The sequence below is a fragment of the Sphingobacterium sp. UBA2480 genome (assembly GCF_002341965.1).
GTDB classification, from domain to species: domain Bacteria; phylum Bacteroidota; class Bacteroidia; order Sphingobacteriales; family Sphingobacteriaceae; genus Sphingobacterium; species Sphingobacterium multivorum.
Genome location: NZ_DDPA01000009.1, coordinates 120,429 through 139,887, shown reverse-complemented (window position 1 = coordinate 139,887; position 19,459 = coordinate 120,429). Strand labels below are relative to the sequence as shown.

Annotated in this window: 18 protein-coding genes and 1 tRNA gene; 10 read left to right on the top strand and 9 right to left on the bottom strand. The window is 37.6% G+C overall.

The window, feature by feature from the left end; genetic code table 11:
* Positions 1-142: 142 nt before the first annotated feature.
* On the top strand, positions 143-904 hold the full coding sequence (locus tag B3600_RS21265) for a response regulator transcription factor (RefSeq protein ID WP_286754316.1): 762 nt from the start codon (positions 143-145) through the stop codon (positions 902-904).
* Here B3600_RS21265 and B3600_RS21260 read toward each other — a convergent pair.
* Both B3600_RS21260 and B3600_RS21255 read right to left on the bottom strand, forming a co-directional pair.
* A complete protein-coding gene (locus tag B3600_RS21260; RefSeq protein WP_286754315.1) occupies positions 901-1,611 on the bottom strand; it encodes a hypothetical protein in 711 nt (236 codons plus the stop codon). The genes B3600_RS21265 and B3600_RS21260 overlap by 4 nt on opposite strands.
* A gap of 113 nt (positions 1,612-1,724) precedes the next feature.
* Positions 1,725-2,474 (bottom strand): ThiF family adenylyltransferase, encoded by a 750-nt coding sequence (locus tag B3600_RS21255; RefSeq protein WP_286754314.1) that lies wholly within the window; start codon positions 2,472-2,474, stop codon positions 1,725-1,727.
* Between the two features lie 190 nt (positions 2,475-2,664).
* Between B3600_RS21255 and B3600_RS21250 the strand changes: the two genes are divergently transcribed.
* On the top strand, positions 2,665-3,015 hold the full coding sequence (locus B3600_RS21250) for a DUF2200 domain-containing protein (protein WP_070569339.1): 351 nt from the start codon (positions 2,665-2,667) through the stop codon (positions 3,013-3,015).
* A gap of 33 nt (positions 3,016-3,048) precedes the next feature.
* Here the strand turns inward: B3600_RS21250 and B3600_RS21245 are convergent, their stop codons facing one another.
* Both B3600_RS21245 and B3600_RS21240 read right to left on the bottom strand, forming a co-directional pair.
* The gene (locus B3600_RS21245; RefSeq protein WP_286754313.1) at positions 3,049-4,302 is read right to left on the bottom strand and encodes a PQQ-binding-like beta-propeller repeat protein; all 1,254 of its coding nucleotides are present in this window, start codon (positions 4,300-4,302) and stop codon (positions 3,049-3,051) included.
* A gap of 24 nt (positions 4,303-4,326) precedes the next feature.
* A complete protein-coding gene (locus B3600_RS21240) occupies positions 4,327-5,541 on the bottom strand; it encodes an exo-beta-N-acetylmuramidase NamZ family protein (RefSeq protein ID WP_286754312.1) in 1,215 nt (404 codons plus the stop codon).
* A 224-nt stretch (positions 5,542-5,765) separates the two neighbouring features.
* Here B3600_RS21240 and B3600_RS21235 point away from each other — a divergent pair, with 224 nt between their 5' ends.
* Together B3600_RS21235 and B3600_RS21230 are read left to right on the top strand one after the other, a co-directional pair.
* On the top strand, positions 5,766-6,632 hold the full coding sequence (locus B3600_RS21235; protein WP_286754310.1) for a helix-turn-helix domain-containing protein: 867 nt from the start codon (positions 5,766-5,768) through the stop codon (positions 6,630-6,632).
* 176 nt (positions 6,633-6,808) lie between these two features.
* A complete protein-coding gene (locus B3600_RS21230; protein ID WP_286754309.1) occupies positions 6,809-8,329 on the top strand; it encodes an acyl-CoA dehydrogenase family protein in 1,521 nt (506 codons plus the stop codon).
* A gap of 82 nt (positions 8,330-8,411) precedes the next feature.
* Here the strand turns inward: B3600_RS21230 and B3600_RS21225 are convergent, their stop codons facing one another.
* A complete protein-coding gene (locus B3600_RS21225; RefSeq protein ID WP_286754308.1) occupies positions 8,412-10,325 on the bottom strand; it encodes an AAA domain-containing protein in 1,914 nt (637 codons plus the stop codon).
* Between the two features lie 215 nt (positions 10,326-10,540).
* Between B3600_RS21225 and B3600_RS21220 the strand changes: the two genes are divergently transcribed.
* The 3 genes from B3600_RS21220 (at position 10,541) to B3600_RS21210 (ending at position 11,999) form a co-directional block, all read left to right on the top strand.
* A complete protein-coding gene (locus B3600_RS21220) occupies positions 10,541-10,879 on the top strand; it encodes a cupin domain-containing protein (RefSeq protein ID WP_286754307.1) in 339 nt (112 codons plus the stop codon).
* A 97-nt stretch (positions 10,880-10,976) separates the two neighbouring features.
* Complete coding sequence (gene bla / locus B3600_RS21215; protein WP_070569933.1) at positions 10,977-11,705, top strand: BlaB/IND/MUS family subclass B1 metallo-beta-lactamase; 729 nt, start codon at positions 10,977-10,979, stop codon at positions 11,703-11,705.
* A gap of 220 nt (positions 11,706-11,925) precedes the next feature.
* Positions 11,926-11,999 (top strand) — tRNA-Ala (locus B3600_RS21210).
* A gap of 63 nt (positions 12,000-12,062) precedes the next feature.
* Here B3600_RS21210 and B3600_RS21205 read toward each other — a convergent pair.
* Complete coding sequence (locus tag B3600_RS21205; protein ID WP_083663549.1) at positions 12,063-12,491, bottom strand: nuclear transport factor 2 family protein; 429 nt, start codon at positions 12,489-12,491, stop codon at positions 12,063-12,065.
* Positions 12,492-12,833: 342 nt separating this feature from the next.
* On the opposite strand from B3600_RS21205, the gene B3600_RS21200 reads away from it, so the two are divergent.
* Entirely contained in the window at positions 12,834-14,036 is a 1,203-nt protein-coding gene (locus tag B3600_RS21200) for a hypothetical protein (protein ID WP_286754306.1), read from the top strand.
* 3 nt (positions 14,037-14,039) lie between these two features.
* Here B3600_RS21200 and B3600_RS21195 read toward each other — a convergent pair whose 3' ends face one another.
* Positions 14,040-15,164, bottom strand: a complete 1,125-nt coding sequence (locus tag B3600_RS21195) for a lipid II:glycine glycyltransferase FemX (protein ID WP_112374371.1) — start codon at positions 15,162-15,164, stop codon at positions 14,040-14,042.
* 261 nt (positions 15,165-15,425) lie between these two features.
* Between B3600_RS21195 and B3600_RS21190 the strand changes: the two genes are divergently transcribed.
* Together B3600_RS21190 and ybaK are read left to right on the top strand one after the other, a co-directional pair.
* Positions 15,426-17,078, top strand: a complete 1,653-nt coding sequence (locus tag B3600_RS21190; protein ID WP_112374372.1) for a DNA polymerase/3'-5' exonuclease PolX — start codon at positions 15,426-15,428, stop codon at positions 17,076-17,078.
* Between the two features lie 12 nt (positions 17,079-17,090).
* Complete coding sequence (ybaK, locus tag B3600_RS21185) at positions 17,091-17,567, top strand: Cys-tRNA(Pro) deacylase (protein WP_286754305.1); 477 nt, start codon at positions 17,091-17,093, stop codon at positions 17,565-17,567.
* Between the two features lies 1 nt (position 17,568).
* On the opposite strand, the gene B3600_RS21180 is transcribed toward ybaK, so the two are convergent.
* Together B3600_RS21180 and B3600_RS21175 are read right to left on the bottom strand one after the other, a co-directional pair.
* A complete protein-coding gene (locus B3600_RS21180) occupies positions 17,569-18,336 on the bottom strand; it encodes a methyltransferase domain-containing protein (protein ID WP_286754304.1) in 768 nt (255 codons plus the stop codon).
* A gap of 42 nt (positions 18,337-18,378) precedes the next feature.
* Positions 18,379-19,362, bottom strand: a complete 984-nt coding sequence (locus tag B3600_RS21175) for a lipoate--protein ligase (protein ID WP_286754303.1) — start codon at positions 19,360-19,362, stop codon at positions 18,379-18,381.
* Positions 19,363-19,459: the final 97 nt, after the last annotated feature.

Sequence of the window (19,459 nt, the reverse complement as noted above, 5' to 3'; positions counted from 1 at the left end):
AAAACGCAAGAAACACGTGATAAAAGGCTTTTTCAAATGCTTTATTTGAATTTAAGTCATTATTTTTGCCCTACAAATTAGCATGAAATTTATTCTAACTATTATTTAGGTATTAGAGTAAATCCTATTTGTAATTTACATTATGAAAGTTGAAATTGAAGATTTTTTTAAGCCGGTACATGTTAAAGATAATTTTACAAAGGATGATTATGAGATAGTAGATGCCTACATTAATTTCGCCAAATCGTTAAGTAAATTAACTTATCAAAGTATCTATTTAATTGATTATTCGAAAAAGAGCTTTTTATTCGTATCTGATAATCCCATATTTTTATGTGGAAATTCGCCTGTTGAAGTTCAAAAAAAAGGGTACCAACATTACTTCGATAATGTACCTGAAGGAGATTTGAATCTTTTAAAGAAGATAAACGATGTAGGGTTCGAATTTTTTGAAAATCTCGCACATGAAGACAAATTAACACATTCAATATCCTATGATTTTCATTTGAAGCAATCGAACGGGAAACCCCTTTTAATAAATCATAAACTGAAACCTATTCTTTTGGACAAGTCTTCAAATCCTTGGATAGCGTTATGTGTAGTTTCTATCTCTTCACATGCTAATGCAGGAAATATTAAATTTAAATCCGACGATGCCGGGAAGCAATTTGAGTATGACTTATCGACTGATCTTTGGGTAGAGTCTCCACATGTCAAATTAAAACCGCGCGAGAAAGATATTTTGCTTTTTTCTGCCCAGGGATTCACAATGGAACAAATTGCTGATAAATTATACGTTTCAATTGATACGATTAAGTTTCACAAAAAGCAAATATTCTCGAAATTAAAGGTAAAGAGTATTACTGAAGCCACCGCGCTTGCCATTGAACTATCTTTATTCTAATTAAATAGCATATTTTCGCCACCATTATTTCCCTGAAAGCCCATATCTTTTGCCCTGAGCGTGAAACTATCCGAATCAATACTATTAGCTAAACAATATTGCGCAATCCTATTTTTTTGAATGAAAAAATCAAGCCATTCGGTTTTAATATAAATAGGCAGAGTTTCAGAATACAAATAGATAATTGGACTGCCAAGCTCATATGAAGGTATTCCAAGTTTCAACAAGGTATTGACGAGTTTTTTATCACATTCGGCAATAATTAAGCCCTTTTCAAGAAAATAAGGTGGAAAAAATGCGTCAAACAGCATTTTTTTTAAAATGCTGATCCGTTTCCCCTCAATCCTTTTCGAAATAATAAACCTGCCTATATGCCAATAGTGATTTACATTGTGTGACAAAAGCTCTTCCTTCGTGACTGAGAACAACTTTTGAATGGGTAATACCGTTTCCCGATCCCAATAGGTAATACGTATTGATGCATGGATGTTATGCATTTCTCGATCACGCAAGACATAATAAATTGAAGTATCAAAAAAACTTAAATCTTCGCCTAACAAATTTTTATAATGATGCGCATATTCCTCATTAAGCGAATCATCCAAATTATAATAATCAGCTGTAGTCCTTAAATAAAAGTGGATAAGTTCAAAAAGCTCGTCCTTTTTAAGTTTAGTGAAATAATAATTATCCGATGCCCAATTCATGTAGATGTATTCAAGAGCAATAAAAGTAAGGACTTTCCTTTTAAATTCCCGCAGCTATAGGATTACTACACAAAAGTGTAATAAAACAATCGATTCTTTATCTTATATTATAGCTAGCTAATCATGGATAAATAATAGGAATCTGGAAAGAATTTTACAGGTTTAGATGTCGCTAAATTAAATACAATATGACTAACCATTCCCGATAATAAATACAAACCTAATGATAATTGCGGAGGAGAAGACGTCAGCGCGATTTTACCATATTCTGCCAAAAATTCCTCAAACCATTTCGTTTCCATTCCTTTTGTTTTTAAACTGTCAACAATAAATTTACCGACATTTAATTCAAATGTCTTGTGGGCCTTTTCCAATGAATGAAGATTAAGGCCTTCAGGAGGAAGCACCGTTAAAAATCCTGCCCAGCCCAAATTATAAGGATGTACTACCGGTATATTTCGTTTTGCCATATACTGGTCAAAGACAAAAGGAATATCAGAAGAAAAATCCAACGCATTAATGGCAACCTTATGATTAATATCGATATTATATAAATTATCTTGGTTAATAAATTCAGAAAACACTGTTATTTTGGCTTGCGGGTTAATTGAATGCAAACGTTCCTGCAAAGCAAATACTTTCTTAATACCAATATCCTTGTTTGTATAATTTTGTCTGTTTAAATTTGTCAATTCGACAACATCTCCATCGGCAATTGTCAAATTTTCGAAACCCATACGCAATAAGCACTCGGCAATGTAACTTCCTATTCCACACCCCCCTATTAACACCGGAAAGTCTTTGATATGTTGTTGATCCTCTTCTTTAATATGTATGTTATTTCGAATATACCTCAAATCCATATATAATCTCTCAATAATTTTGTATCACATAAAGATAGAATTATAATTTATATTATTATTAAAGAAATTGCTAAGTAAATTTCATAGTTGCGTAGTACAAATTAGCGGCGATTTTGCTTAATTTAGCCACCTATCTTTTGTTTTTATTTTGATTCAAAATGAATACCTTTAATAAAATCAACGTGTAAAAATGGATAATACAAGAATATATCGCATGTCATTTGCTGGTGTATACCCGCTTTATATACAAAAAGCCGAAAGAAAAGGACGTACAAAAGAAGAGGTTGACGAAATCATTTTCTGGCTTACCGGCTATAGTCCCATATCGCTACAGCAAGTAGTTGAAAATAAAACTGACTTTGAACATTTCTTTAAACAAGCACCAAGTTTAAACCCGAATGTTTCGAAGATCACGGGTGTAATCTGTGGCTATCGCATTGAAGATATTGAAGATCCGCTGGTTCAGAAAGTTCGCTATCTCGATAAATTAATTGATGAACTGGCCAAAGGGAAACCCATGGAAAAAATTTTGAGAAAGTAAACTCTGCTACGATTCGTAAATAGCGCGTACTTACTATTCCAATGCATAGATGGCACCATCTGCGGAGCTAAAATAAAGCCGATTTTCATCGATCCATATTGTTGAAAAGATACTTCCCATCTGCAGGTAGTCTGCAAACAGTCTTGTAATATCATCCTCATATTTTTGTTGCAGATCGGCTCGCAGCACATTTTCATCATTTATAAACAATTGCCTATTCTTTTTACTTGACTCCGTTTGAAAAATAGGCACAACCCCTCCGTTTTTTATATCCAATCTATAAATTACACCATCCAGCGTTCCAAAAAAGGCCTCATTACCTACGATAGTGGCACTGCTAAATGTATTTAAAGGCACTTTAGGTTCAACTATTTTCACGCCGTCCATTCTATTTAAAACAAGTATACTATAGGAATCCGACATGGTTACGACAAGCTTATCGTCAAAAATACTAGGAAAACTCGTCCAGCTCCCTGGTTGATGATATACCCAAAAGCCACTTCCATTCGCGGCATTAAGCGCATATACATTAAAGTCACGAGCACCAAAATAGACTGTACTGTCGGCGACTGCTGCATGGAACTGAATCTCGCCTTTTGGAAAATAACGTTCACCAACCGTTTTAAACTTCCAATGTAGGGTACCATCTTTTTTCAAACAATAAAAATAACCATCAAAACTACCAATGAAAACACGTTCTTGTGTCAGCGTTGGGGCTGCATGCACAATGCCCCCAGTCAGGAATTTCCAAACAAGTTTTCCCGATTTAGCATCTACGGCATAGACATGATGATCCCCAGATCCAAAATAAACTACACCATCTGCAACCGCAGGAGATGAGAGGAAATAGTCCCATATATCATAAATCTTTTCACCATCGGTTGAAAACTGCCATAATTTTCGACCTGTTTGGGCATCCAGGGCATACAAGTAGCCATCAGTGCTTAAAAAATACACTTTTCCGCCATCAAGAGCAACAGTCGACCGAATTTCACCGGTAGTTTTATACTTCCAAAGTATATTACCGCTCGTTTTATTCAATGCGTAAAGATTACTGTCGCAAGACCCGACAAAAACGATATCCTTCCAAACGACGGGCGAAGAAAACAGCCTTCCCTCTGTTTTGAATTTCCATTTCAACGCGGGATTTAACCTAATGTTGGATTGAGCTGTATAATTTTGGCGATCTAGGTCTCTAGCCAGATGCTGCGCCCGTAATTGACAAAAACATCCCACTGCAATAAATAGGATAATAATTGGGCGCCAATCATATTTTAGTCCAAACATCGCTGTACTTCTATTCAGGTTATATTATTGATAGATAAGGTATTTTTCCCTAGTTTTTCTATAATTACTTAGGCCCGGCTCCCAGCTTTTTCGGATTTCTTCTTCCGAAACACCGGCTTCAATTTGCTTCCGAAATAAACCTACGCCGACGAGCTTTTCGATACTGCCAATCTGTTTCGAAAATGATTGATCAAAAAACTTATCTTTTTCCGGAGAATTCTGATAAAGCGCTATCATCCAGGATAGGTTTATTTTTTTGCTATCGACAAGCTGCTGCAGATCATATTTACGCAGGTCTATTCCATAACATTCTTCATTCATAAAGAGAGGCGATTCACTCATCCCTTTTTTACTGACGGGGACAAATGAGAAATCATATGTACCCTTATAGATTGGGCTACCGATCACAACAAAGGGATAATCGGTGCCTCTACCATGATTTACTTTTACACCTTCAAAAAGACAGGTACTTGGATATAAGAGTATGCTTTGTTCCGTATTTAAATTGGGTGAAGGATTGACTGGCAGCTTATAAAGCATACTATGATCATAATCTGCTACAGGAATAATCTTCAATTTACACTTCTTTTTAGTATTCATCCAACCTTCTCCTTTGATCATCTGGGCAAATTCAGCAGTAGTCATCCCATGCGCAATAGGAACAGGGAATTGCCCAATACCCGACTTATATTCTTCCTCCAAAATAGGACCGTCAATTAGATAAGCATTGGGATTGGGCCTGTCTAAGATCAAGAGCTCCTTATCATTTTCGGCGCAAGCTTCCATAATATCCCGAAGGGTATTAATGTTGGTATAAAACCTCACCCCCATATCCTGCACATCATAAATAAACAGATCGATATCTTTTAGATCCTTCGCTGTTGGCTTTTTCTTATTCCCGTATAAAGAGACAATAGGAATTTTAGTTGTCGGATCGACTTCATCCCCCACTTCAGTTCCATTACTTGCATTCCCTCGAAATCCATGCTCAGGCCCAAAGATTCTCACAATCTGAACCCCGCGCGCAAGCAGACTATCAACAAGGTGCCGCCCTTTAATAACCGTAGATGGATTGCCCAATATCGCAATGCGTTTATTCATTAAATAAGGAAGGTAACGCTCGGTTTGTTCTGCTCCAGTTTGTATACGATCATTACAATAATTCAACGAGATCTGCGCAGTTGCATTTCTGAATAGGAATAGAATCAAGATAGAAATAAGCACTGGTTTCATATTCATTTGGTTTATACTATTAAAATATAGCCCCTGAGCATCAAGCTATTTATCCGATTGCAAAAACTAAACTAAGGATAAAGCTTTATTTTAGCAAATCATTTGTTAAAATTGATAAACAAGTTTTATCCAGCTACCTTTGGAATATTATTGGGAGCGTGATTTGCACATGAAACAATAGATGACATTCAAAAGCTGTGGCATACTAAATTTTATACTAATAATTGATAATGGAAAAGCAGGTAAATGCGGGCGAATTTGTAGATCGTTTTATGACAGGTAGTTTGGAGCACCTTCGCTACCAACAATCGCCGATCAAGATATTTCAGCTCAGTGAAATCGCCCCTTACATTAAATTCCCTACTCCGCCAATTTTCTTGGGCTATAACCTCCTCGTCCATATAACTGAAGGTTATTTTAAACATCAGATCGGTGCCAAAGAATATGTCGTTCAGGCTCCAGCAATTCTTATCAGCAATTATGGTAATATTTCAACAATAAAGTCTGTCGATAAATCTTCGAAAGGGCATTGCGTCTTGATCAACGACAATGCGATGACGTCCATATTCAGGGAACAGGAGATTTTGAATATCTTTAACATCTCGCCCTTACTTAACTTAGCTGCACAAGATAGTAGTGATCTTCAGGAGCTTTTTAGATTACTTTATAATGAACTACTTTCGGAATTCCCTTATCGAGAACTGTTTGAAAATTTGTTAAAATCGGCAATTTTAAAAATCATCAAACTTTCGTCCTCCAATCAAGCCCTCAATCGTCGGCAGGAAATTGCAATGATGTTCAAACAGCTTGTGCACAAAAACTTCAAAAAGCAAAAAAATATTTCATTCTACGCCGACAAACTTGCAGTATCTACAAACTACCTTAATCGCTGTGTATTTTCAGTATTTAAAAAATCTTCCAAAGAACTTATTCTAGAAGTACTGATTATGCACAGTCAATTTCTGCTGTTTGAATCCACTAAAAGCATTGCAGATATCTGTTATGAATTGGATTTTTCTGACCCGTCTTACTTCTCACGACTTTTCAAAAAAATAGTTGGCGTCTCTCCTACTTCTTATCGAAACAGAGCAACTTAAATTTTCAACATGCACGATTTGTCCTATCTTTTATACTGAAGTACACAAGAAAATCAAATTGATTGCAGTTATTTTTGTGTAAGTCATTGAAGCAAAAGAGAATTTCAGTTCGGTAGCACTCTTTATTCTCGATGTTTCAATTTACATTGTTCCATCATTTAATTACATATTTAAAGATGCTTAAGGTTTCAGAAGACAACAATATAACCCAGGATTTCGATTTGTTTATTGCAGATTTTAAAACTAGGCTGTCAAGCTTATTTAATAAGGAATACGATTACAACTCGCTCAGTTTAACGCGTGGGCTTCCGCCTGAGTTTTTAAAAGAGATCATGAAAATGCAACCATTGTCGGTTGCTATCCCCGAACATCACGGTGGTCGTGGTCTTCATGTAAAAGAATGTTTGGGTGTACTGGCGGCAGCTTCTTATGAATCACTATCGTTATCGCTAATCTTCGGGATTAATATTGCACTATTTTTGGAACCTTTTGCCAAATACGGCAACACCTTACTTCAAGAGAGGGTATTCCATCAATTTTTGGAAAATCAGGCAATGGGAGGACTAATGATTACCGAACAGGCTTACGGCAGTGACGCACTCAATATGCGAACATCTTACGAACAAAGGGACGATAAGTACTATATAAAAGGTGAAAAACACTGGCAAGGTCTTACTGGAGCTGCAGACTTTTGGCTCGTGACGGCACGCAAGAAAAATGAAAATGGAGAACTGGTTCGGGATATAGATTTCTTTGTCACAGAGAACGCCGTCGAAGAACAAAAGATTGTTGTAACAAAGAAATACAATAGCCTTGGTCTCTATGCAATTCCTTATGGTGTCAACAACATTGATATCAATGTTCCCGCGGATCATAAACTAAATCCGGAAAGTACAGGAATTAAATTGATGTTAGATACCCTCCACCGCAGCAGATTACAGTTCCCAGGAATGGGCATGGGTTTTATAAAACGAATGTTGGATGAGGCCATGACACATTGTTCCGAACGCCGTGTAGCAGGTATTAGTTTAAATGAATTAGACGCTGTTAAATTTCAGTTGTCGCGCATACAGGCTGCATTTACCTTGTGTTCTGCAATGTGTTCATACAGTGTCTCGATCAGCTCTATCCATAATGACCTTTCAGCCTATGGTGTAGATGCCAATAGTGTGAAAGCATTTGTGACAGACTTAATGCATGAAGCCGCGCAAATATGTGTGCAATTATCCGGGGCAAATGGCTACAGGTTAGACCATGTTGCCGGTCGTGGCCTCATAGACAGTAGACCTTTTCAAATCTTTGAGGGATCAAATGAAATGCTATATTCTCAAGTTGCTGAAGCGATCGGTAAACTTATGCGCAAAACCAAAGAAAGCAACTTATTATCTTTCTTAAAAAAATATAGCTCAACTGAATTTGCAGCACCATTTTTCTCATCAATCTTGAATTTTGACTTTCCGCTACAGCCGAAACAACGTGAACTGGTTACACTTGGAAAGGTAATCGCCCGCGTCATTTGTTTTCAGTATGTTTTACAAATTAACAATGCCGGGTTCAATGATAAGATGACTGAAATAACACGTCAACACGTAAGTATGGATATTTATATGTTGGTAGGCCAATTATCAAATAACAATAATGCCGAACCACTTATGAACTATGACGAGAACACGGATTGGATGAAGTTCACTTCTTAATCAGGAGAGATTACAGGAATCAATCTAGTCGGTAAGTTTCAATAAAAGCAGGAGGCCACTTCCTATGAAGTGGCCTCTTGCGTTATATTGCTGAAATATCCCATTCCCACACACTATGATAGTGCCCTATCGACTCGGTATAGGCAATAAATTCTCGGTAAAACGGATGTGAACCTATTGTAGCACTATCTCCAATAACAACCAATTTCTTCTTAGCCCTAGTCATTGCCACATTCATCCGGCGGACATCAGACAAAAAACCAATCTGCTGTTCAGCGTTACTTCTGGTCAAACTGATATAAATAACATCCTTCTCTTGTCCCTGAAAACTGTCTATTGTCTGTATTTTAATCAAGTCATTAAAAGGTCGCAGCTCGTCTTCCCCTTCCAATACTTCCTTCAGGAAAGTAGCCTGTTTCCGATAAGGTGCAATCACCCCGATGCTCAGGCTTTCATTTAGGGTCGGGGAAGCTTTCCAAGCCCCAATATGGTCGTTTAGATGAGCTTTAATAAAATGAGCTTCGCCCATATTGAAGATTGCGCCGTCACTTTCCGTTTCTTCAAATCCCGCTCCTGCTGTATCAATAAATAACACCGGTTCAGTATCCACTGCTAAGCTCCACTGTGCCACGGTACTATCTGCTCTTAACGAACCATTATATAAGGCTACAGATGGGTAATGCATAATTTGTTCATTCATGCGATACTGCACATCTAGCAAAGAAACTAATTGTGGATTACGGTCTACCAATTTTTCAAATAATGTATGACTCAGGCCATGGTTAGATCCCTTACTCGATTTTACTGTTGGAGGTAATTGATTATGATCACCGGCCAAAATAAGCCGATGTGCCTTTAATATCGGTATCCAGCAAGCAGGCTCTAATGCTTGTGCGGCCTCATCAATAATGACTGTTTCATAGCTACGATTGCGGATAACCTCATGATTTGATCCAACCAAAGTTGCAGTGATTACCTGCGATTTATCCAAAACATCTGCACTGATAAAATCTTGAATTTTATCGACATCTTTTCTGATTCGATGGGCCTCATCAAACAATGCTTTTCTTTGCTCCCGCTCAGCCTTTCCAAAATTACGTTTATATTTTTGAGCCATCTCTGTATACGTCCGCACTTGTTTTTGAAGTGTTTTAATATCCTTATTTGCGGGATGTCGATCAATCTTTGCATCGAGTGTCAATTCTTGAAGATGTTCCGAAACCTTAACAGGATTACCTATTCTTGTTACTGTAATGCCAGCAGCGTCTAAACGTTCGGTTAGCAGATCAACGGCCGTATTGCTCGGGGCAACAACCAATACTTGCTTGTTGTATTGTTTTAGGAGTGCCTGCACGGCCTGAACCAATGTTGTTGTTTTCCCTGTCCCCGGCGGCCCATGCAAAAGAGCCACGGTACTTGCTTCCAATAGCTGTTGGATCGCTTTATTTTGCCCCATATTTAAGCTGGGATGCTCAAAGAATTCTCCAATAGAAGCAATCGGAATGACCTCTTCACCGATTAATCTTCTCACTAAACTACCCTGCTTTGCATCACGGCTCAATTCCCTTCCTTTCTCCAATGCATTGAACATCTCCCGATAGGAATACTCATCAAATAACAAATCAACACCAAGCTTCCCTCTTCTGCTCCATTCTGGAAGTTCATCGACACGAAATGAAATTCGCATCCCATCCCTATTGATCGAAGATATGATGCCCTCTATTCGATCTCGGTCGGGATCGTGATTTGAAAACAGACAAACTGGCATACCAAAGCGAAACTTATGTTCGACCTCATAATGATTTGTTCGGTTTAAGTTAACGGACAAATAGTCTCCTCTTCCAAGCTCCATATCCGTTATCTGAATCGGAAACCAGGTGACACCTTGCATTCTTCGTTCATTCAAACTACTTTTCAACAACAAATTTTCATGTTGTAATTTATCAAATTGCTGCTCTTCTTGTAATAAAGTAATAAGCTCGTCGAAATAATTCATCGTGTCATATATATATTGCTCAGGCACAAAATAACTGTTTTTTCACGTATTTGGACCATTTGGTTTTTAATTTCATCTCATCCTTTGCCAAATTTTGTAAAGCAAATCGATATCCTTCTAAGGAAGCAATGGATCTAGCCGTAAATTCATTTTTTTTTGTTATAATTGAAAAACAGAGCGTTTTCCAATCGAAACATCCATAAATCAACAATTAGATGAGCGAAATATTCTTACACGACAGCGAACAGCAATGGACAGACTTGGGCGAAGGTGTGATGCGAAAAATACTTGTTTTTAATGATGAACTCATGCTCATGAAAGTTCGTTTTAAAAAAGGGGCCATCGGTGCACTTCATCAACACCCCCATACACAGATTTCTTATGTTAGTGCTGGAACATTCAGATACCATATTGACGGTGTTGATCGCATCCTAACTGCAGGAGACTCTTGTATCATCTATTCGCAATTGGTTCATGGATGTGAATGTCTCGAGGAGGGTGAACTGATCGATTCATTCACTCCTTATCGCGAAGACTTTGTTCAGTCTACCTAAAAAATGTATTGATAAGGTCTTGAAAAAATAATAATCATTTTGTTCTAACGTTAATGTAATAACATTCAAAAATATGATCTCACTTCTTTCTCCTCATATGCGCGCAACATTTGCTGGTGTATGCCTGAGCATTGGTTTACTCGGTCTTTCCCCATCTCTACAAGCGCAAGAAAAACCTCTTTTAATAGAGAAGATAAATTCGCAACTATACCTCTATACCACCTTTAATAATTTTGAAGGCACCAAATATGCTGCTAATGCGGTCTATTTAATAACAAAAAAAGGCGTTATTCTATTTGATACACCATGGGATTCCACACAATATCAACCCTTATTGGACAGTATCAAACAGAAACATAATTTACCCGTTATTGCGGTGTACGCAACACACTGGCACGAAGACCGTGCGGGTGGTTTTGCGTATTACAACCGTATTGGAATTCCAACCTACGCAACGAAAATGACGAACGACCTACTAAAGGCAAATCACAAAGCCCAGGCCACTCATCTTGTTTCCACCAATAAAACCTACAGCGTCGGCGGACAATCTTTTGTTCTGAACTTTTTTGGTGCCGGACACTCCATGGACAATGTTGTTGTCTGGTTTCCCGAATATAAGATCCTAGACGGTGGTTGTTTTATAAAAAGCTCCGAAGCCCAAGATCTAGGATTTACGGCAGATGGGGATATAAAATCCTGGAAGCCATCCCTAGCGAGGTTATTGGCAAAATATCCCGAAATTAATATGGTTATTCCTGGACATGATGCCTGGAAAGATAAAGGTCAGATAAAGCGAACCGAAGCTCTGCTTACTGAAGGACACTAATACATTTCTTTTATCCCCAAGGATGCCGGTAAACTCTCTTGTTTTTCAATAGGATAAAAATATCTGTAAGGAACCAAATAGACAAAACCATTGATTATAATGCATTTAGGTCGTCAAAAAAGAAGCAACTAGATAACAGACCTACAAAAAACAGTAGAAAAATAAAAAAGAGGCTTTGTTTATCCAAAAAAGTACTATCTTAGCGACACCAAATAAAGCAGGGGCATTAGCTCATTTGGCTAGAGCGCTTCGCTGGCAGTGAAGAGGTGATCAGTTCGAATCTGATATGCTCCACAAAAAAAGGGTACTTAAGTACCCTTTTCTTATTTTTAATCGACCAATTTTGACAGCAAATTCTTATTTATAAGAGTTTACAGATTTAGAAATTTTCCAGGTTCCGTTTTCTTTAACCAGAGTGATCAGATCTGTTTTAGCAAAACCATCAAATTGCATCGTAACTTTCGCAATGGCATAATCAGGTAATTCTTCAACGATCTGCGTTGTTGTTCTGCAGTTCATCTTAATTCCTTTTTGTTTTTTCAAAAATTCAATCATCTCATGACGGCTATGTTTCAAATCTTGTTTACCACAAATCTTTTGATCAAAATCAGCTGTAAAAAGCTTGTCTAAATTAGCTACTTGACCTTCGGTCATTGCACCAACGTATTCATCGATGGCTAAATCAGCAGTAATTAAATTGCGTTCTTCCGGCTTAACTGAAGCCATCGAGCAAGTAGAGATTGCAATCATTGCCGCTGCTACAAATGTTTTTACTAAAGTTTTCATATCTTTTTCAATTTTATAATGTATTAGTATATTTTCTTATTTTATTGTCGCTTACTATATAAATTTGTTGCGTACTTTTTTTATTTATTTTCTGATTCAAAGTTAAGACAACTCATATATTGATTTCATTACATTTAGATTAACATTACATTAAAATCGGTAAATGCTATTTTTTTCTAGGCGAATGAAATTTCCAATCAATTCGCTGTATAGCCAAAACGTGACAGAATAAATAAATTATTGGTTTGAATATTGTTATTCTGTCTATTTCCCGCTAGATTGCATTCTTTCATGACACACTACGATAGCGTATATTTTTTTTATATTAAATGTTCTATTTTGATGGTTTTACTTGTACTTGGCGACACTGTATATGCACAACGTCCTGTCAATGAAATAGAAACCACCAAACATCTCGCCGATACAAGTAGACAACGGGACCTGATTGATATTGGAAAAGAAATATTAAATATCAAGCCCCCCCAAACAGTCGATAGTACAGGAAAGAAAATCTATTTTTCCTTTTTACCGTTTTCGACAAATGTTCCCGGAGGAGGACACGCCTTAATTACAAGTACCACAGCAGGATTTTATTTAGGAGATCGTTCCGATACCTATATGTCCAAGATGACATTTACCCCTTACACAAATTTTGGTAAACGATTTGGCCTGCCAATACGTTCTTACATCTGGTTAAAAGAGAATACATGGGTGATCGATGGCGATATCCGACTATTAAAATACCCGCACGAAACTTGGGGAATTGGCAAAGAGCATCATGGCGATCAGCAGATTAATTTAGACTACACCTACTTTCGTTTATACCAACACGCATTAAAAAGAATTCATGGGGGACTTTTTATGGGAATCGGTTATGATTTAGATTATAGAATGAATATTAAGTCTACGAGCAACACCAAGCTCGAAGACTACACGTCCTACCCTTATGGAACAGATTTAAAAGACAATACCATGTCTTCAGGAGTAAGCTTCAATTTAATTTACGATACACGGGCCAATTCGATCAATACTTGGTCGGGTAACTATGCCAATTTACAGTTCCGTATAAATCCGACATTTTTAGGTAGTGATCAGAATTGGAAATCGCTATTTCTTGAAGTTAGACGATACCATAGGCTCACCCAAGACCGAAACCGACAAAATATGATTGCCATAAGGAGTTTCTTCTGGACCGTATTTAATAGTAAAGCACCCTATCTCGATCTTCCTAATTTGGGATGGGATCCATACAATAGTTCGGGAAGAGGCTTTCCAGTCAGCCGTTTTCGTGGCAAATCACTTTATTACTTAGAAACGGAATATCGTCGCGATATCACTCAAAACGGCTTATTTGGATTCGTAGCATTTATGAATTTTACGACATTAAATGGACCAAAGAATTCCATGTTCGAGGACTGGAACGTCGGCACTGGTGCAGGTGCGCGAATTAAGTTTAACAAAAACTCCGGCACCAACATCGGCATCGACTATGGTATCAGTAAGAATCACCGCGGTGTTAGACTCACCTTGGGTGAGGTATTTTAATTACTAACTCAAATGATAGCGCTGATTTTTAAACTCCATTGAAGCATAATACTGATATTTCCTATTGTCCAAGGGATAATCCCAACAGCCCATACGGTGGTAGATTTCACCACCAAATCCTGTTTTGAAACGATAAAGACCATATAAAGGATGTGAAGGATCTGCCTGTGGTGATACCCCAAAAAAATCATATTCTGTACAACCTTTTTCTTTCGCAAGCTGCATCGCACGCCATTGCAAAGCATAGGTCGCCATATAATTACGATTTTCGGAAGCAGAAGCTCCATATAGATAAGTCCCCCGATTTGCCGCAATCACCAAAAACATAGCGGCCAAAGGCTGGTTATCCACTTCAGCCACTAAAAGATAGACATCTGCGGGAGATAATGTATCACTTGCCCTTGCAGAAAGAACGATCTTAAAATAACTGATATCATGTAAGAAAAAGTTGTTTCGTAGAGCTGTCTGCCTATAAAGCTCATACCAAATCTCCAAACTTTCAAGTCCCAGCGAACGCACACGTACTCCTTTTCGCTCTGCTAAATTGATATTATATCTCGTCTTAGATTTCATATTTCCAAGCAACATATCCTCCCCCTTTCTAAGATCCATAAAAATCGTATTTGAAGGGAGTATGTCTGTATTGGCTTTATGAAAGTTCCAGTTTTCTGTATTAAAATTAAAACGCATTTCTTGAATACGTTTCTCCGGCACACCTAGCCAATTACCATGAAGATCATAACAATCATCCTCTTTAGCCCAATGTGATTCCCAAGATAGATCATAGCGTATCATTATACAATTTGGCGGCAGATGGGAACGTAAACTCTCCGATAACTGTTCTAAAAAATAGCCCTGGTTTTCATCTGAAGGCTCAATCTCAGGTCCATAAGGTACATAGGCTATGCTATGTTCCTGATCTATGGCTTGCATAATAATTAATAGATCACCGATAAAATAGGTATCGTCTTCGACTCCTACATAGAGGTCAGATTGTTTTGATTTAAAATTAAATGCCTTGGATTGTACCCCCTGCATTTTTTTTACGGCAGACCAATAAGCCGTTTGTTGAATAATACCTGTTTTATAAAGTCCACTGATTTCTTTGTCACTAATGTCTGCTATCATGTTAATTTACTATTGAATAGGGATGTTTTTTAAAGGATAGTCACAAAATAACTCCAATTTTAACACCCAAAAACGGCAAACATAGCCAAAATGTTTGGTTAAGCGGACATGCATTTGTCACTTTGTTGTTAATTTCAAGAAATAGAGAAAAACAGCCCTTTAAAGTAGCTTTTTTACATTATTTAACGCTATAATATCCGTATCTGAATTGTTATTTTGGCCTAAAATTTAAGATATTTGTAGCTCAACAATTCAAACACGATGGACAATAAAGCGATCTCAAAAATTTTCAAATTATGTAGCCAATTGATGGAGCTTCACAACGAAAATCCTTTTCGAACAAAATCCATTGCAAGTGCTTCTTTTAAGTTAGACAAGCTACCTTTCCGTATTGAAGAGGCCAGTCTCGAAGAATTGAGTGCACAACCTGGAATAGGAAAAAGCACGGCTGAAAAAGCCAAAGAGGTCGCAGCCACAGGAACATTTAAAGAGCTTGAGGAGCTTATTGAAAACACACCGTCCGGTATTACTGAAATGTTAACTATTAAGGGCCTTGGCCCTAAAAAGATTCAAATTATCTGGAAAGAACTCGAGATTGAAAGTGTAGGCGAATTACTTTACGCTTGTAATGAAAATCGTCTCGTAGAGGCAAAAGGATTTGGTCTTAAAACGCAGGAAGACATCAAAAAATCCATTGAGTTTTCTATTTCCAACAAAGGATGGTTTTTATATGCGAAAGCGCTTCCGCTGGCAGAAAAATTTTTCAACGAATTGAAATTGCATTTTCCTTCTTCCCTACTGTCCTATACTGGAGATTTCAGAAGAAAATGCGAGGTTTTGAGTACCGTAGATCTTTTAATATCAGAGAGTATAGATAACGTAGAGAAAGTCCTTGATGGATTTACTTTAGTAGAAAAAACAGAAAATTCCATAGAACTGACCGATGAATTGGGGTTTACTTTCAAAGTATTCAGTAGTAATATCAATGATTTTTATCGCGACCTAATTCTTAGTACAGGATCCACTGCACACCTCGACCTCCTGTTTAATATTCTACCAGATCTCCCTTCACTTTCCAGTGAGGAAGCAATTTACCGCAACTTAGGTTTAGATTATATTGAGCCCGAATTGCGGGAGGGACTGAATGAAATAGCGCAGGCCCAAAATCATACATTGCCAAAACTGATTCAATACAAAGATCTCAGGGGAACACTCCACAATCACTCCACCTATAGTGACGGCGTACATAGCCTCGAGCAAATGGCCGTACATTGTAAAGATGTACTGGGGCTTGAATATTTGGGTATATGCGATCACTCGCGAACTGCAGTCTATGCCAACGGTCTCTCCATTGAGCGATTGGAACAACAATGGAATGAAATTGCTACACTAAATGAAAAACTGGCCCCATTCAAGATTTTCAGGGGAATTGAATCCGATATTCTAGGTGACGGTTCATTAGACTATCCCGATGAGGTATTGGCTAAGTTTGACTTCGTTGTTGCCTCTGTCCACTCCAATCTGAAAATGGACGAAGACAAAGCGACAACAAGACTAATCAAAGCGATCGAAAATCCGTATACAACAATCTTAGGCCATCCAACAGGAAGACTATTATTAAGTAGAGCCGGATATCCGTTAGATTTTAAACGAGTCATCGATGCTTGTGCGGCAAATGGCGTTGTCATTGAGATAAATGCAAATCCTTTACGATTAGATCTGGATTGGAGATGGCACCGTTATGCAGTGGAAAAAGGAGTTTTACTTTCCATCAATCCCGATGCCCATCGTACCGAGGGATTACACGATATGCAATATGGTGTATTGGTGGCGCAAAAGGGTGGTCTGCAAGCAAGTAACTGTTTGAATGCATACGCGCTAGATGCTATAACGAACTATTTTAATAAGAAATAAGAAGGCAAGGGAATGTCGAGTAAAACAAATGCTGTTCGCCTGTTGGACACAGCAAAAATAACGTATGAACTCAGAGCATATGAGGTTGACGAACAGTACGTCAGTGCTGCGCATGTCGCCGAAACCCTAGGTTTGTCGCCCGAGACCCTTTATAAAACCTTGGTATTAAAAGGTAAAAAAGATCCATATATTGTCGCCGTAGTTCCCGGAAATGCACAACTCGACCTAAAAAAAATAGCGAAGGCCTCTGGGAATAAAAACTGCGAAATGCTCCCAATGAAAGACCTTTTAATGGTGACCGGCTATATTCGCGGTGGCTGTTCACCTATTGGCATGAAAAAACAGTTCCCAACCTTTATTGAAGAGGCCGCACAATTGGAGACAGCGATTTCGGTAAGCGCGGGAAAAAAGGGGCTTCAGATTATTTTAGCCCCAACAGACCTGGCGACGATCACAGATGCCCATTGGTCGGATCTTATCGACATCTAAATTACCTTTTACGCCCATATAATAAAATGCGCTTGAAAGGATATATCGCTGGAAATTTAGTAAATTGCTTTTTGATGCGTGTTTTAAATTCAGTTACAAATATAGACTTCTTATCTTCCTCCAACTGTTCCATGTAAGGGATCAAAGCAGACCCAGCGATAAAATTGTAAAGCATATCTGCATTAGCAGCAACGAGCGGATATACACGAAGAGAAAGGTTTAATTGATCCAGGCCATTATCAAATAACAATTGCGCATAAGTATCAATATCCAATACCGAAGAAGGTCTATTCCAGCCCCTTAAATAGGATCGATAGGGTTCTTCCGTCGCCAATTCAAATAAAATTTTATTGAGTATGTTTTCGGGCTGATAAGGCATTTGTATCGCCAATTGCCCACCAACATTAAGCTTAGAAATAATTTGAGGAAAAAGAACCTGATGATCTTCCAGCCATTGTAAAGCAGCATTACTGAATATAAGATCCCAGGTTTTTGGCTCTGCAAGGAAGGTCTCGACGGAACTTTGCCTAAATTTCAGACGTTCCGTTTCCAACTGATGGCTTTTGGAAAGCATTTCCGCAGAAGAATCTATCCCAAGAAAGGTCGCTTGAGAGAATTTTTCGCTTAAGATAGCTGTCTGTTCACCTGTACCGCAACCTAAATCGACGGCATGTTCCATTTTATCGGTAGTAATTAGTTCAGATAAATCATAAAATGGTTTAAAACGGACATCTTTAAATTGATTGTATATATCTGGATTCCAAGGCATATATTTATTAATTAACACCCGTATAGGGCAATACTACATTTTCTATTTAAACAAGGTAAGAATTTCTGCGGGTTCAACTTTTCCAAAATATGTCGTCAAATCAATTGATTTCAGTAAGGTATCAATCTCTCCTACTTCATGCTTTTCACCAATCAATAAATTTTCAAGTTCATGAATTGATCGGGATGCAAAAAAATCACCGAAAATTTTAGCCCTTTCAATATAGCCTTTATGTACATCCAAATGCAACTCGATGAATCCTGCAGGGATCTTAATTGCTTTTTTAAAGTTATAATTTGGTGAAAAACCGAAGTTCCAATCCCATGTTTCATACTTCTCTTCAACCAATTTTTCTATATTTTTAATATCCAAAGCGGTAAACTCAATCATTTTGGCTGTCGGATTCTCAAATTTTATTTCTTCAATCAACAATTCCTTAAAATATCCAGTCGTAAAACCAGCAGGTAGATATTCAATTAAGTTTGTGACACGTGCGCGATTCGATTTTACCGCCTTATCTACAAACTTCAATGGATTGACCTTTAAAGCATCGCTTAATACCTGCATCTGCGAATCAATCAATATCGTACCATGTTGGATCATCTTCCCATTTTTTGCAAGCTTGGCATTTCCACTAAACTTCTTCCCATCTACCAGGAGGTCATTTCTTCCTTCTAATTTTGCAGGGATATCTAATTTGTTCAAAATAGTTACAATCGGCTGTGTAAAGGTTGAAAAATCCATAAAATCATGATCTCCCAATAAGGTATGAAAAGAAAAATTTAAGTTCCCAGCATCATGATAAACGGCACCACCCCCAGACATTCGTCGCACGACCTTAATCTGATGCTCGTTGACATAATCAAGATTGATTTCGGCCAGGGTATTCTGAAATTTACCCACGATAATTGAAGGGTCATTTACATAGAGTAAAAAAATATCCTCTTTAGGAAATTTACCCAATAAATATTCCTCTGAAGCGATGTTAAAATAGGCGTTGTGGGATGGAGAATCGATAATCAGCATATTTTTCTTTTTTCAAAAATAACAAGAATTTAATCCATGTAATTCATTTCAAATTCATAATTACTGAAAATCGCCATTACAATACTCCATCGGATTT

Coding starts and splice junctions, on each gene's coding strand:
- B3600_RS21205 (WP_083663549.1), bottom strand. CDS start 12,491: ATGAAAACTTTAGTAAAAACATTTGTAGCAGCGGCAATGATTGCAATC.
- B3600_RS21245 (WP_286754313.1), bottom strand. CDS start 4,302: ATGTTTGGACTAAAATATGATTGGCGCCCAATTATTATCCTATTTATT.
- B3600_RS21190 (WP_112374372.1), top strand. CDS start 15,426: ATGGACAATAAAGCGATCTCAAAAATTTTCAAATTATGTAGCCAATTG.
- B3600_RS21230 (WP_286754309.1), top strand. CDS start 6,809: ATGCTTAAGGTTTCAGAAGACAACAATATAACCCAGGATTTCGATTTG.
- B3600_RS21260 (WP_286754315.1), bottom strand. CDS start 1,611: ATGAATTGGGCATCGGATAATTATTATTTCACTAAACTTAAAAAGGAC.
- B3600_RS21265 (WP_286754316.1), top strand. CDS start 143: ATGAAAGTTGAAATTGAAGATTTTTTTAAGCCGGTACATGTTAAAGAT.
- B3600_RS21225 (WP_286754308.1), bottom strand. CDS start 10,325: ATGAATTATTTCGACGAGCTTATTACTTTATTACAAGAAGAGCAGCAA.
- B3600_RS21195 (WP_112374371.1), bottom strand. CDS start 15,164: ATGATAGCAGACATTAGTGACAAAGAAATCAGTGGACTTTATAAAACA.
- B3600_RS21235 (WP_286754310.1), top strand. CDS start 5,766: ATGGAAAAGCAGGTAAATGCGGGCGAATTTGTAGATCGTTTTATGACA.
- B3600_RS21250 (WP_070569339.1), top strand. CDS start 2,665: ATGGATAATACAAGAATATATCGCATGTCATTTGCTGGTGTATACCCG.
- B3600_RS21240 (WP_286754312.1), bottom strand. CDS start 5,541: ATGAATATGAAACCAGTGCTTATTTCTATCTTGATTCTATTCCTATTC.
- bla (WP_070569933.1), top strand. CDS start 10,977: ATGCGCGCAACATTTGCTGGTGTATGCCTGAGCATTGGTTTACTCGGT.
- B3600_RS21200 (WP_286754306.1), top strand. CDS start 12,834: ATGGTTTTACTTGTACTTGGCGACACTGTATATGCACAACGTCCTGTC.
- B3600_RS21220 (WP_286754307.1), top strand. CDS start 10,541: ATGAGCGAAATATTCTTACACGACAGCGAACAGCAATGGACAGACTTG.
- ybaK (WP_286754305.1), top strand. CDS start 17,091: ATGTCGAGTAAAACAAATGCTGTTCGCCTGTTGGACACAGCAAAAATA.
- B3600_RS21175 (WP_286754303.1), bottom strand. CDS start 19,362: ATGCTGATTATCGATTCTCCATCCCACAACGCCTATTTTAACATCGCT.
- B3600_RS21180 (WP_286754304.1), bottom strand. CDS start 18,336: ATGCCTTGGAATCCAGATATATACAATCAATTTAAAGATGTCCGTTTT.
- B3600_RS21255 (WP_286754314.1), bottom strand. CDS start 2,474: ATGGATTTGAGGTATATTCGAAATAACATACATATTAAAGAAGAGGAT.